Origin of the sequence: Flavonifractor sp. DFI.6.63 (assembly GCF_024462255.1) — a bacterium.
Lineage (GTDB): Bacteria > Bacillota > Clostridia > Oscillospirales > Oscillospiraceae > Lawsonibacter_A > Lawsonibacter_A hominis.
Window position 1 is genome coordinate 22,594 of sequence record NZ_JANGBE010000038.1, and the last position, 12,970, is coordinate 35,563.

At 45.2% G+C, this 12,970-nt stretch carries 12 protein-coding genes; 7 read left to right on the top strand and 5 right to left on the bottom strand.

Annotated elements, in window-relative coordinates; all coding sequences use genetic code 11:
• Position 1: 1 nt before the first annotated feature.
• From NE547_RS15530 to NE547_RS15545, 4 genes are read left to right on the top strand one after another with little or no spacing between them, the layout of a single operon-like run.
• Positions 2–802, top strand: coding sequence for a hypothetical protein (locus tag NE547_RS15530; RefSeq protein WP_256176367.1), 801 nt, complete (start codon positions 2–4; stop codon positions 800–802).
• Positions 799–3,966 carry a hypothetical protein gene (locus NE547_RS15535; RefSeq protein WP_256176368.1) on the top strand — a complete coding sequence of 1,056 codons (3,168 nt, stop codon included), beginning with the start codon at positions 799–801 and terminating at the stop codon, positions 3,964–3,966. The genes NE547_RS15530 and NE547_RS15535 overlap by 4 nt, the downstream gene beginning before the upstream one ends.
• On the top strand, positions 3,953–4,618 hold the full coding sequence (locus NE547_RS15540) for a hypothetical protein (RefSeq protein WP_256176369.1): 666 nt from the start codon (positions 3,953–3,955) through the stop codon (positions 4,616–4,618). Before NE547_RS15535 ends, NE547_RS15540 begins: the two co-directional genes overlap by 14 nt.
• A 12-nt stretch (positions 4,619–4,630) precedes the next feature.
• Positions 4,631–4,975 (top strand): hypothetical protein, encoded by a 345-nt coding sequence (locus tag NE547_RS15545; RefSeq protein ID WP_256176370.1) that lies wholly within the window; start codon positions 4,631–4,633, stop codon positions 4,973–4,975.
• A 47-nt stretch (positions 4,976–5,022) separates the two neighbouring features.
• On the opposite strand, the gene NE547_RS15550 is transcribed toward NE547_RS15545, so the two are convergent.
• Genes NE547_RS15550 through dndB form a run of 5 tightly spaced genes read right to left on the bottom strand, consistent with a single transcriptional unit; the run spans position 5,023 to position 11,053 of the window.
• Complete coding sequence (locus NE547_RS15550) at positions 5,023–6,156, bottom strand: cysteine desulfurase family protein (RefSeq protein WP_256176371.1); 1,134 nt, start codon at positions 6,154–6,156, stop codon at positions 5,023–5,025.
• Positions 6,156–6,545, bottom strand: coding sequence for a DNA sulfur modification protein DndE (gene dndE, locus NE547_RS15555; RefSeq protein ID WP_087241277.1), 390 nt, complete (start codon positions 6,543–6,545; stop codon positions 6,156–6,158). The genes NE547_RS15550 and dndE overlap by 1 nt, the downstream gene beginning before the upstream one ends.
• 4 nt (positions 6,546–6,549) lie before the next feature.
• The gene (gene dndD, locus NE547_RS15560) at positions 6,550–8,532 is read right to left on the bottom strand and encodes a DNA sulfur modification protein DndD (protein ID WP_256176372.1); all 1,983 of its coding nucleotides are present in this window, start codon (positions 8,530–8,532) and stop codon (positions 6,550–6,552) included.
• A 12-nt stretch (positions 8,533–8,544) separates the two neighbouring features.
• Positions 8,545–10,017, bottom strand: coding sequence for a DNA phosphorothioation system sulfurtransferase DndC (gene dndC / locus NE547_RS15565; RefSeq protein WP_256176373.1), 1,473 nt, complete (start codon positions 10,015–10,017; stop codon positions 8,545–8,547).
• A 1-nt stretch (position 10,018) separates the two neighbouring features.
• Positions 10,019–11,053 (bottom strand): DNA sulfur modification protein DndB, encoded by a 1,035-nt coding sequence (gene dndB, locus NE547_RS15570; protein WP_256176374.1) that lies wholly within the window; start codon positions 11,051–11,053, stop codon positions 10,019–10,021.
• A 299-nt stretch (positions 11,054–11,352) separates the two neighbouring features.
• Between dndB and NE547_RS15575 the strand changes: the two genes are divergently transcribed.
• The 3 genes from NE547_RS15575 to NE547_RS15585 are packed head-to-tail and all read left to right on the top strand — an operon-like array spanning position 11,353 to position 12,722.
• The gene (locus NE547_RS15575; protein WP_256176375.1) at positions 11,353–11,748 is read left to right on the top strand and encodes a (deoxy)nucleoside triphosphate pyrophosphohydrolase; all 396 of its coding nucleotides are present in this window, start codon (positions 11,353–11,355) and stop codon (positions 11,746–11,748) included.
• A gap of 60 nt (positions 11,749–11,808) precedes the next feature.
• Positions 11,809–12,342 (top strand): GDSL-type esterase/lipase family protein, encoded by a 534-nt coding sequence (locus NE547_RS15580; RefSeq protein ID WP_256176376.1) that lies wholly within the window; start codon positions 11,809–11,811, stop codon positions 12,340–12,342.
• Positions 12,339–12,722 (top strand): rhodanese-like domain-containing protein, encoded by a 384-nt coding sequence (locus tag NE547_RS15585; RefSeq protein ID WP_256176377.1) that lies wholly within the window; start codon positions 12,339–12,341, stop codon positions 12,720–12,722. The genes NE547_RS15580 and NE547_RS15585 overlap by 4 nt, the downstream gene beginning before the upstream one ends.
• Positions 12,723–12,970 lie beyond the last annotated feature (248 nt).

Genomic DNA, 12,970 nt, shown 5'->3' on the forward strand with positions numbered 1-12,970 from the left:
TATGTTCAAAGTCAATCCAGACGGCATGCGAATGGAGCCAACACCGGAGCGAGTTCTCTCTGTTTGCCGCTTGGTTTCCCATAAAAGCATGAGCCGTGATGAAGTGCGTCAGTGCATGACATTGGGTATCAATGATGAAAAAGAACTCGACCAAATCAACAAGTCAATCAATGTGGCCCTCGAAGAACTTGCCCTCATCAAAGCTGATGCTGACAATTTGGTCTTAGCTGTTGATCCCAATATAATCGCTTCATCTAAAGCTTTTCGGCGGTATGTGAGTGCTCGGGTCTTCTCTGCGAAAGACACCACATTTCACATGTTCACCAAATGGCTGATTGCTCAAAATGAGCGAATCTTTGCGCTGAAATCTTGGGAAGGTATGGCTAAGACCTGTGCTTCCGAAGTGAAAGAGCTGGCTGCACTGAATGAAAACGCTGTCCTGGGATGGCGCTTTTGGGCGGCTTTTTTAGGACTTGGCTATTTGAGCGGAACAATGATAATCCCCAATATGAAGCTGCGGTTAGAAGATGTATTGGCAACTACATACACAGAAAAGTTCAAATATAACGAGAATGTTCTTGCCCAGGACTTCATACTTTGGTTGAGCACAAAAATCCCCGAAGTTGAGATTAGCAGTAATCTTCCTCTGGCTCTTTCTGCTGGTCTTCGCACACTGCATGAAATTGGTCTCATTAAACTTGAAACATGGTCTGACTCCACTCCAGTCATGCTCTACTATGTAGACGGTGATCCTATCAATGGCTTCACACATATTTCGGTGAAGGAGGCGATGGCCTCATGAAATGGGAACAGTATCGTTCTGTAATGGAACGGTATGCGATTAAAACAGATGATATGGCCACTGAAGATGCCTATTTCATGTCTACTCACATGCCGTTCTCGTCTCTTGAGTTTTTCCGTGGTGGCTATTATGAAGAGGGAAAAATGCCTGCCCCTACAAAGTTGATGAGCGAAGATGAGGTTTTCGAGCAGCTGATCTATAACCCTGACAATGAGCATCGTATGGTCATTGTTCGAGGCAATCACGGCACTGGTAAATCTCATCTTATCCGCTATCTAAAAGGCAAGTTTGAAAGAAGCCCCTCTACTATATACAATCCTGCAACGGAGCAGTTGGTTTTCCTGCGTCGTTTGAATAACTCTGTCCGTGGTGCTTTTTCTCAGTTGTTGGAACAGGGGGCCATTAAAGACCCTGATGTTGCGGAGAAGCTCCGTAAGTTTGTGGTCTCCTCCGATTCCAAAGATGAAGATTCTTTCAAGACAGAGATTTTGTATGCCTATATTGCAGCTGTACGAAACGATGTGTCCGGTGAAACCTACAAAGCGGTCAAATGCCGTGACATTGCCAGTTACCTTGCTGACAGCCGTGTAAGTGAACATCTACTGCGTGAAGGTGGCGCAATATCCAGATGCTATAATGTCATCACTGCTCCGAGTAATCAGATTCTTCAAGATACCACAATTTTTACAGAAGAAGATTTTAATGTATCTAAAATCATCCGAGCTGTAATGAAACAGGGCGATCCCCAAGCGTCCCTCTTTGCGGCCTCCTTGAAAGGCGATGACTTTGAGATTACCAAACTCATCAACTATCTTAACAGGTTTACGAGAGAGGTCATTCAGCGTTGTGCAGACATTTCCAGTGAAAACGCGGAAACGATTTTTGCTCAGCTGAGACGAGATTTGAAAAAGCAAGGCAAAAACCTAACGATCTTTATCGAAGACTTCACAGGCTTCACCGGAATTGACCAGGAACTCATTACGGCGCTTTCTTATGAGCATGGCGGCGATTACGCAGATCTGTGTCGTGTTACTTCGGTAATTGGCATCACCAACGACTATTATTATGCGTTTCGAGGTAATTTCAAAGACCGTGTAACACACCAAATTGAGGTCACAGAACGCTCCTATGGAACTGACGAGTTTATCGTTCAGATGGCTGGCCGGTATTTGAACGCAATTTACTGTGACCCCACACAACTCCATCATTGGACTGACTCCGGTGCAGATTTGAGTGAACTGCCAATCAGTGATTTCACGCCTCCTTGTGAATGGGATACCACAACCATCGGAGAAAAGAAAGTAACGCTATATCCCTTTAACCGCCATGCACTGTTGACTCTGTACGAATCTCTTGCGACAAAAAGCCCGAGAATGTTCTTAAAGAATGTTATTCGCGCCCAGTTAAAAGAATACTTTGATGGCAAGCAGTATGGGGATGGTTGGTATTTCCCGCTTAACCCCAGCAATGCTCAGATGTCCAATGATCCCCACAGTTCTTCCATTGACCGTTTGGAAAGCATGAGTTCAGATGATAAGAACCGACTGAAAGCGGTGTTTGCCATTTGGGGTGATGGTTCTGCATCCGGCGTGAAAGACACCGACGGAACGCTGCGTTTTGGTGGTCTTAATCAAGCTTTCCTTGCAGATGTGGGGCTGAATACCTTTACTGGCATCGGTGAAATCGTGGATAAATCCACTGGCAAAGCTGTATCCCCAGCTGCCACATCCAAACCAGTGACAACCAGTGGAAGCAATTCTGTTCATCATCATACTACTCCAGAGCCTCCCAAGGCCAAGCCTCCTATCGATGGTGCCACAAAGAATTATCGTAAGTTTAAGGATGACATCACGGCATGGTTTACCAAGGGGGAAACATTGAAATACGATCCCGACTATCGTGGCTGGCTTCGTACTCTTATCCGAGGAGACTCCAGGCAATGTGGTGCAATCAACTGGCAGGATATTGGTATCCCAGCCTATATTGCAGCAGAGCGTCTTTCCGATCTGGGCTGCTACTACATTGACGACCAGAGTTCTCCCACCAATACGGATAGAGCCATTGTTTACATGGACAGAAGTTCCGAAAGCCGCGATGCTCTGATGGCCTTGAATGAACTGAACTACGCAAAAGGCTGGGATTTTGAGGGCGCAGCTTATTACCAGCAGAGATTGATTACTTGGTTGGAACGCAGAAAAGCCGAAATCATCGAAAAAGTTATCGCTACTAAGCAGGGAGAAGATTCTCTCCCGGTATTGGAGTGGTGCCTTGCGATCCAGTATCTCAAAGCGTGTATCTTAGGCCAGAAGGTTGATACGAGTTCCCCCTATTCAGTAATCAAATCGCTGTTTAAGGATTTCAAGAAAGATGATAGCATCAGGAGAGATACCCGTGAGTGGAATGATATGATTCAGTTCATTCTTAATCGCAAAGCTGACTTTGATAGTGCATTGACCTTCTTAAAGCAAGCTTCTGCAACCACAATGGGTGCGGTCCATTTTGCAGTTGATCCCAACACGAAATCCTGTTACAGAACAGACGAGCTGGTGCTCGCTGTTGAAAAACTTATGGCTGCCGACTGGGATATTGAAGCAATATTACCTGGTAGCATCCCACAGAAGCATCTTCTCTATAATCCTGCCACGCTGTTGAAAGCGCTCTATCCCAGCGTTAAAAAAGCCATGACTGCGGATACTCAGGAAGCTGCAAAGGTGGTAGGCAAACTCGAAGAGTATATTGGTGAACTCAACCAGAAGAATCTCATTGATACGCTGTCTGCTATTCAAGAGCTGTTTTCTGTGTTTTCTGCGAATGGAATCATCGGAAGTACAGAGTTGCGGGTCAAGTATGAAAAACCTCCCATTGAAACAGCCAAAACGGTAATGGGACATATCAAGCTAATTAACGATGCGGCCTCTGTACAAGCAGTAAAGCAGCTGACGGCATACTCTGGCAACTCGCTACATGTGCTGTATGATTTCCTTAGAGATATTCAGGCGATTGCTCAAAAGGCTGACCAGGAAGGGGCGAAGGCCCAAAAAGACATAGCTGCTACTGGCGGTTTTGCTGGTACAGAAGCATTGTCTGAAGCTGCCTTGTCCTCTATGGAGGCACTTTACGCTCAGCTTGAAAATATGGAGGTGTACGAAAATGCTGTTAACTGAGACAATCAAAAATTGCACCTCCGCTATCAAAAAACGCCGAGTAACAATCGAAAGCAAGCAGCACGCTGAAACTTATGCGAAGGCGTTGGCACAGCTTGCCCAGGCCACCGAGAGTATTAAAGATACCATTGATTGTGCTGCTGCCATGAAAGAAAAGGGCATTGTCAGCACTTCACTTATGGATGAGTCTACTCGCAGCGAATTGCTGGCTTGCATTGACGATTGCGGCAACGGTGTTTCTGAAATGCGATTGACCTTGGAAACGGTTAGGCTGCTGAAATCCAAGGGAGATGCGGTTGCAGCGCAAATTAAAATCGTATGGCGTGATACTGCTCAGAAGTATTCTGATGGTCCGAAAGGTTATTTGTCTATGATTGGTGGTCTATCAAATGACCCCAAACGAGCAAAGGACTTGACAGACAGTATTACTCAAACAGTTGCTGGAAATCCATCCATCAAAGCAGTAAATAGCCTGGTTTCCTATGTGGCGGAAGCAAAGCAAATCACTAATCAATTCTCTTTGAATCCCGAAATCGAAGACTTCTTGAAGAAGGTATCTTCTCAGCGAGCTACAGTTTTGGATTTGACCCCCAATATCATGACATGGCTCAAGGAAAAGAATCTTAACCAAAAGTTAAAAATCAGATTCTAAGGGGGGTAGATAATGATTAAAGTAGCTTGGGATGTCGAGGAATTAGTGGCTTTAATTGACGTATACCGTAAAAGTGATGGTAAAACTACCGATCAAGTTGAAAAAGAGCTAATGGACTTATCAAAAAGTCTTACACTTCGCGCTCAAAAGCTTGGAATTACGCATGACGAAAAATTTCGTAATTTAAATGGTATGAAGATGATGTTTCAAAATGTGGTCTATACAGCAACAAATGGACATCAAGGATTGTCTTCCGCAAGCTTGTCATTGCAAAAGGTATACAAGATGCTGCACACAAACCCTGATGTCTTTGAGTTGATTTTGGAAGAGTTTACCAGACGCTATCACTTAAAGTAATAAACAACAAGGTCCCAATGCCATACTTGGCGCTGGGACCTTGTTGTTTATTCGGTCATTGATTTAATGTAGTTTACAAGAACCGAAAAGTCAACTTTTGTATCATGGCTCCAAGAAAGACGGATAGCCTCATTCACTCGTGCTTCATCCAGCCCCATAGCTGTTAATACATAACTTGGGGCGTGGTTGCCAGAGTTACAGGCTGAACCATTGGAGAACGCATAATCCTCCTTTACAGCAAGGAAGATACCCTCTGCATCAACACCGTGGAAACTAATGTTTACAGTGGACGGCAAGCAGTATTCCTGGTCTCCATTCAAAGTATAGTTCAGGCCCTCCACGGCCTCCATGAATCTTTGCTTGATTGCTCTACAGCTTTCCATGTGGGCGGCAGATTCCTTGTCGCTTAGCTGCGCTGCGAGAGCGAAACCTGCAACCAAGGCCACCGGTGTGGTTCCCGGACGGTAGCCGCGTTCCTGCTGACCGCCATACATAAGCTGTTTTATGGGAGGCCGTCTATATGTACGGTCACGCCGCATAATAAATGCACCAATCCCTTGCGGACCGCTAATCTTATGGGCGGTGATACTGAGCATATTGTATTTGGTATTTCGCAAACTGTCATTCAGTTTACCAAACCCTTGTGTGGCATCAACATGAAAATATGTGGTTGTTCCGGCCAGTGCTGCACCAACCTCTTCAATAGGCTGTATCACACCGGTTTCGCTGTTGACCTGCATCATGGAAACAAGCAGCGTTTTGTCCGTGACGAGGCTGAGAATCTGCTCCGGTTTGATTCGGCCAGACGCATCGGGAGAAACAAAATCCACGACACAACCTTTTTCTTGCAGGTGTTTCATGGCTTCCAAAACGGACTTGTGCTCAATAGATGTGGTAATGAAGTGATTACGGCCACTTTCAAGAGCATGGTCGAGCAATCCAAGAATCGCCATGTTATTACTCTCGGTGGAACCGCTGGTAAAGAAAACATCCGTACTATCCACAGCCAAGATCTCCGCAATGGATTTTCTTACGGAGGAAACAATTTCTTTGGCATCTGTACCAAAGATGTGAGTTCTACTATCTGCGTTGCCATAATGAGAGCGATACACTTCAATCATTCTCTCCAGAACTCTTTCATCTATCGGAGCAGAGGCGTTGTAGTCAAGATAAACAGCCATTATGCTTCCTCCTTCGGAAGAGCAGATTCGAGTAAATCTGAGCAGCTTTTCAAAACATCTCTGGTGCTGTAATGGTTAATGCCACGATAAAGATGAAGTCGGAAGTACCGGATTAAAGTGTTAGGGTCATCTCCCAAGCCATCATTCAAACATCGCTGGCGAATGATTGCTTCATAGATTTCTGCATATTCACCGGCAAAAGTAGTCCAATCCATTTCAACATTGCTGTCAGACTGTGGATCAATACTACCAGGAATGGTAGGTTCTGAAAGCGACCAACATAATGCCCACCGGCAAAGAATATTCCAGTTTTGAACACCGGTCTTTGCTTTGATTCGAATGAGTCGCTCCTTCTCTGGCTGTGACAGTTTAAAATGCTTAATAATCATACTATCACACCCCCTCAAAATAGCCGTTGATGATAGAGGTGCATTGCTCACCTTCCCGATAATGTAGAGTAAAGTAATTTATAACATTTTCTCGAATCATATCAAGATATCTACCATAAATTTCTTCATCTGTGGAAAGAACCATAACCTGGGAGCTTGCAGACGGAAGATAGCTGGTAACGAAATTTGCCCGGTGGGAAGAATCTAAGCGAGCCATGGGTGTATCAATGACCACGGGGGCCTTATATCCAGAGGTTCTGGCCAGTGCCCACACAATGGAAATAGCAAACATCTGCTGCTCTCCTGCGGAGAGTTGGTTCTTTAACAACTCATGCCCATCTGGATCAAGTATGGTTACATCTAAACTGTCCGTATCAATATGGATTTTACTCACAAGGGAATCTTTTTCAACCAGAGTCTGGAAGCATTCTGTGGCAGTTGCAGAAAGCTTGTCTATCTTTTCACGCTGTAAACGAACTTTAAATTCATTAAGAACTTCGATAGACATCACAGAATATTTGATAATACGGGAGTTATCATCATTCGTATTCTCTTTTTCTGCGATAGTCTTGATTAACAGTAAGCGCTTAGAATGAAGAGCTTCTTTCTGGCGCTCCAAACTCTCGATTAAGCTCTGCTGTTTCTGGTATTGGTCGTCAGCCAAAGCTTTTTTGCGCTCATATTCTTTGAGCGTCTCATAGAGTTTCATGGCCATCGTCTTTTCGTCTGACTCACCAAGGTGTGCGTCCAAGCTCATGAGCTCATTTTCTTGCGCATCGACATGACTGATTAAGGTTTCGATTTTTTGATCAAGGGAATGGAATATCGTGACAATTAATTTGTCAAAGAGGAGCATGGTCGTGTGGGACATATTAATGTGTTCCGCACCCTCGCCTGTTGAAGTGAATTTCCCGATCTCTTGCTTGACAATATCAGTAATGATTCTGAGCGTTCTGTCATCGAAATTACCCTGATTAAATCGATCTAAAATATTTTTCTGAATATTTTCGACAATTGGGTCAGAAAGCTTCAGAGCTGCTTTTTTCTGCTCATCAATCTCTGCATCATAAGCTTGTGTAACTAATTTGCGGCACATAAAGAGCGGAGTTGCAGGATCAGATACGCGCAGCATAATTTCGTCACGAACTTCTTGCACATATGCCTTAATTTTCTCTTTTTCTTGTCTAATGGCCTCTCGGCTGAGTGTTAAGTCACCACCAGAAGCCCAAAACTTTTTTTCTTTAGTTTCTATAGCAATTGCAATACTCTCGCAATTCGCTTTTAAGATGTCAGCCTCTCGACGAGCTGTTTCGATTTTGGAGTTGAGTTCCTTGAGTTGCGCTTCTACCTCTTGGTAACCTTGGTTGACTTCGCTTTTTTCAAAAGCTTGCAGAGCATCTTTTTTTCGGCGAATTACTTCATCAATATGAGTAATTGCTTTTTCAATCGTAGAAACACCAATTGCGGATTTAATAGAAGTTTTAATTTGCTCAAATGAAGCGTCGTCAGCCAGCTGAGCGATCTTTTCGTTATCAAAGAAGAAAAATCTTGCTATTCCAAAAGGCAGAATCTCTTCAATATAGTAACTCCAACTTTCGCCAAGGTACTTATCTATCGTTCCGTTTTTCTCAACGACAATAGCTTCATCGACCTTCTTGCCCTTTAACTTCCACTTCCGGCAGACGCGCAAAGCGGTTCCGTCATCCAAACCAAGTGATACAGCGACATAAGTAAGATCATCTGTCGCGTGTTTATTAATGTGCTCTATGAGTAGCCGTTCATAGGAACGCGCGTTTTCCTGAACATACTTTAATGCCTGCTTTCCATATAATGCAAGCAAAATAGCATCAAGAAAGGTCGTTTTTCCTCGACCATTCAATCCACCGATGAGAGTAACATTGCGATTACCGATTTGGTCCGAAAGACACATTTCGTGATGGCCTTTGTAGATGCCAAAATTATGCAATTCGATTTTTGTAAAATACATGTTCTTAGCACCTCACTCAGTCCAATTTCCATCGTCAAAAGATTCCTGCATTCCCGTGATTTTTTTTGCACGTTCTTCTGCGATAAGGGCGGCATCATGCTCATCACGATAAAATGCTTTTTTTATCTCCTGCTCAAAATTTTGAATGACATTTCTCTTGTTAGAGATGGCGGCTGCTTTAGCTTCGACATCTAATAGAGATCGTTGCATTTCGTACATCAAAGTCTCATCTGGGCATACCGCTTGGCAAGCCTCGCGAAGAATACTGGCTTCAGCTGGACCAAAATACTTGTTTTTGCTAATAGATCCATCTTCATAGCGTTTTCCGGTAACGGATTCGTAAATTTCGGGCAACAAATCTTCGAACTCGTGTTTTTCATCTAACCAAATTTGACGGATAAACCGAAGTTCGTCCATGGTAATCAAGGGAACATCCTTGATTTCCTCTGGTCCAATCTCATGAACAAGTTTCTCAACCTCTAACAGACGAGTTAGAAAGTACTTGCGGGTTTCCTGTGTATATGGGCCATGCACCAGTCGCTCGTTATGCCACGTTAGGCGCCCATCCATACGGCGAAAATCTCTACGCTTTCTATCGATATCCCAATTGCCGGCAATTTCATTTCTGAATTCAAGCATGGGAAGCATCCACGCTTTTTCTTCGTCATTCTGGATCATGGCCGCCATGGATTTATCCTCGGAAACCATAGTACATACCCAACAACCGAAACGACTGTTGCCGCAACTGGGTGTAGATGTATCCAGCACCAATGGACACTCGCCATCCGCAGAGGCACCACTATACATTGCCAACAAGTCCTTATTTGAATGTCCCCAGGGGTTAGGATATTGTACAAGATATTGCCAGACGTTGTCATTGCTCCAGTTTTCAATAGGAGTAAAAACATAAGAGTTTGGAAACGATCCGTTGGGGCTAAGATGATCTCGGTATCGCTTTTTCTCATAACCCTCCATGACAGCTTTGCGGGCGGCGCTCTCGGCTTTGCGCGTTCCAAGGACCAGGATTGCTTCGCTCTCTGCATCCAAGATCTTTTTAACAAAGCGATTTGAGGGATCGATTTTCATACGGTCAGTACACCAACGAAAATCACGCCGAGGATATGGATAGCCCCGCCCTATGAGATTTACCCAGAAGGTGTTGGTAACCTCTGGAACAAGCCTATGTGGAATAATAGGTAATTTGTGTTCGGGGTTATTTGCAGCCTCCTTCATGCGCGTAAGAGAGCGAGTGGCCCATAGCGCAACAACTGGGGATTCGACCAGAGTGTCTGTGCTGATAACATGAACGGGTTTGTGTAATTTATCCTTTGGAAGCTGGGAAAGTGCGATCCAAACAAGTTGTACGACGGCAGTGGAATCTTTGCCGCCACTGTATCCACAAATCCAGGGTATCTTATCTGCTAAATATACTTCCTGTATCGTGTTAAGTACAATACGAATATCTTCTTTTGTTAAATTAGCCATTTTATCCACCAATTTCTTCTGTCATAATATTTTCTATATATGTAGCCATAGCTCTCTGCGAAGCACGATTTGTAGCAACTTTTCCGTGAATAAAGACGAGATTTTCCCACACAGGGTTGGTTTTGCTCCAATCAATATGCGCCAAATGGCAAAGATGCCTCTCCCATGTATCTGGATATCTTTGAATAATTTGATTGCCTCCAGAGCCGATGGCATTAAGTGTGATACTTAAGGTACAAATTGTGTTTTTTCGCACATCAGAGGACTTGACCTGACCGTTCTTTACAGCTTTCCAAAAAGGAATGTACTGAGATACTTGTTCCCAAAAATGGATTGCTAAGTTGCATTTCTCCTCCAAACCTAAGTCCATATCTTTCAATAAGGCTTCCGTGCCGCTACAGATTGCACTTAATGTAAACAGTGCTTTAGAACGGTTGGATATGGAGGTATGTTCTTTTTCAGTCATATCCTGAAAGACATTAACCGTATTAATAACCCGCTTTGCAACGATGGAGGACTCTTCCCGCGAGTTGAAAAGAATGTTGATTGATTTTGTAGGACGGATTGCATAGCGGTTAAGATCCGAAAACATTTGCTGCGAATGAGCGAGACCTTCGTCTCGATAGAAAACAACGGAGATATGCTCGTTCTTTAGCTCGGGGTTCTTTTTTATTGCTTCCGCAATAGCGGCTTGTCGATGCTGCCCGTCATTTATGAGAAACTTGGCACTCATAGAAATTGTAATGTGGCCGAGAAGGGGCTCGTCCTCATTTAATGGGATAAACTCCATGCCACCATCAACGGAAACTGTTATCGAAGAAAACACATAGTCATCGGGGTTCTCTAAAATGTAATCTCGAATTTCTGGAATCCTGGCACGGTTGAGAATACGCTGTGCCCGAATTTCTGGTGGTAGTTGTTCGTCAACAAACTGAAATATCTTCGGGATTACCTCTAATGGAACCATTGAGGCAAAGTATTCCCTTCTTGCCTGGATACCCTTGACGGCAGGAAACACAAAAGAAGCGAAACTCAAGAATGGCACCCTCTCTATAACGTAATAGTTAGCTATAGTACACAGTTGATAAGCACACCCTAAAAAATTGCAAGTCCTGCTGAGGTGCGGTCATAGCATTTCACATTATAAAGCATCACGGAAGTCATGTAAAGAGAGTGGAAGTCTCTTGTTTGTTTATTCTTTGCAAGATACAAACAACAACGAAAAAAGTTATACTTGTATGGAATAATAAGGACCGCTATACTTGGTACATGGATTACCTATACAAGAGATTATCAACGTGTTAATATCTATCAATCTGTGAAATGGGTGAGTAAATGACCGAAGTAGTTGCAGCCCTGATCTGGGATCAGGACAAATTCATGATTTGCCAGCGTCCGGCCCACAAGGCCAGAGGGTTGCTGTGGGAGTTTGTGGGTGGCAAGGTAGAGCCAGGCGAAACCAAGGAACAGGCGCTCATTCGGGAATGTCAGGAGGAGCTGGCGGTTACGCTGAATGTGGGCGAGGTATTCATGGATGTAACGCACGAATACCCGGATCTGACGGTCCATTTGACACTGTTCCATGCTGCCATCCGGGAGGGCGTTCCCCAGAAACTGGAGCACAATGATATCCGATGGATCACGGTGGATGAGATTGATCAATTTGAGTTTTGCCCAGCGGATGAAGAGATTTTAATAAGACTAAAGCAATCAAAGGGGAGGAACGCTTAGGTGGAAGTCTCCTTCACTACATTGGGGAATGCGAACATACAGAGAAAGGAAAAGGGCAGGATGAATATCATCTGCTTCGGCGACTCTAACACCTACGGCTACGATCCCCGTGGCTATTTCGGCGGACGCTATGACGGGGACAATCGATGGGTGGACATCCTGGCTGCGGAAACCGGCTGGACTGTCTGCAACATGGGGCAGAACGGCCGGGAGATTCCGGCTGCGGCCCCCGCGTTCCCTGCTAATACAGATCTGCTGATCGTCATGCTGGGGACCAACGATCTGCTCCAGGGTCGAAGCCCGGAGCAGGCCGCCGAGCGGCTGGAGAGGTGCCTCGTCGGCATATCCCTGGATCGAAGCAAGATATTGCTGATCGCACCGCCGCCGGTGGCCCTGGGCGCGTGGGTACCCAGCCCGCAGCTCATTGATGACTCCCGCACCTTCGCCCGGCTCTGTCAGGACCTGGCGGAGCAAATGGGTATCCGCTTTGCCGATGCTGGAAGATGGGACATCCCTCTGGCCTATGACGGTGTACACTTTACAGAGCAAGGCCACAGGACCTTTGCTATCAAACTTTTGGAGGAACTTAAATGAAACGAATATTACCCCTACTCATGTCCCTTTTGCTGTTGCTGACCGGATGCGGCGGGAATTCCGCCGACGGCTCCTACCAGCAGATCACCCAGGAAGAAGCCAAAGAGATGATGGACTCCCAGGAGGTCATCATTCTGGATGTGCGGGAGCAGGACGAGTACGACAGCGGCCACATCCCCGCCGCTGTCCTGCTGCCGGTGGGTACCATTGACGAAACGACTGCCGCCGAGGTGATCCCTGACAAGGATTCCACGGTGCTGGTTTACTGCCGCAGCGGAAACCGCAGTAAGACTGCCTCCTCCACGCTGGCCGAGTTGGGTTACACCAACATCTACGAATTCGGCGGCATTAATACCTGGCCCTATGAAACAGAAGAGTAAGTCGGACAGAGGCCGCAAGCGGCACAAAATATGCGCCGCCTATACAAAGAAATAGCTGCAGGAGTATATGGACGGCGGTACCAGAGTGGACGATACACCCGTGCATCAGGCGCTCCGTGAATGTCAGCGCCAATGATAAAATGTAAGAAAACGCCGGTCAAAAAATGTAGGTTTGCAGCTGAGAGGAATGCAATATGGTACACTCGCATCTGCCTGTCGTAGTAGAGGCGGAAAGGGTGTCAAAATGG

What these genes read in the sequence shown, in the direction of transcription:
- NE547_RS15535 (WP_256176368.1), top strand. Translation starts at nt 799, where the DNA reads ATGAAATGGGAACAGTATCGTTCTGTAATGGAACGGTATGCGATTAAA.
- NE547_RS15585 (WP_256176377.1), top strand. Translation starts at nt 12,339, where the DNA reads ATGAAACGAATATTACCCCTACTCATGTCCCTTTTGCTGTTGCTGACC.
- dndE (WP_087241277.1), bottom strand. Translation starts at nt 6,545, where the DNA reads ATGATTATTAAGCATTTTAAACTGTCACAGCCAGAGAAGGAGCGACTC.
- dndC (WP_256176373.1), bottom strand. Translation starts at nt 10,017, where the DNA reads ATGGCTAATTTAACAAAAGAAGATATTCGTATTGTACTTAACACGATA.
- NE547_RS15540 (WP_256176369.1), top strand. Translation starts at nt 3,953, where the DNA reads ATGCTGTTAACTGAGACAATCAAAAATTGCACCTCCGCTATCAAAAAA.
- dndD (WP_256176372.1), bottom strand. Translation starts at nt 8,532, where the DNA reads ATGTATTTTACAAAAATCGAATTGCATAATTTTGGCATCTACAAAGGC.
- NE547_RS15575 (WP_256176375.1), top strand. Translation starts at nt 11,353, where the DNA reads ATGACCGAAGTAGTTGCAGCCCTGATCTGGGATCAGGACAAATTCATG.
- NE547_RS15580 (WP_256176376.1), top strand. Translation starts at nt 11,809, where the DNA reads ATGAATATCATCTGCTTCGGCGACTCTAACACCTACGGCTACGATCCC.
- NE547_RS15530 (WP_256176367.1), top strand. Translation starts at nt 2, where the DNA reads ATGTTCAAAGTCAATCCAGACGGCATGCGAATGGAGCCAACACCGGAG.
- NE547_RS15550 (WP_256176371.1), bottom strand. Translation starts at nt 6,156, where the DNA reads ATGGCTGTTTATCTTGACTACAACGCCTCTGCTCCGATAGATGAAAGA.
- NE547_RS15545 (WP_256176370.1), top strand. Translation starts at nt 4,631, where the DNA reads ATGATTAAAGTAGCTTGGGATGTCGAGGAATTAGTGGCTTTAATTGAC.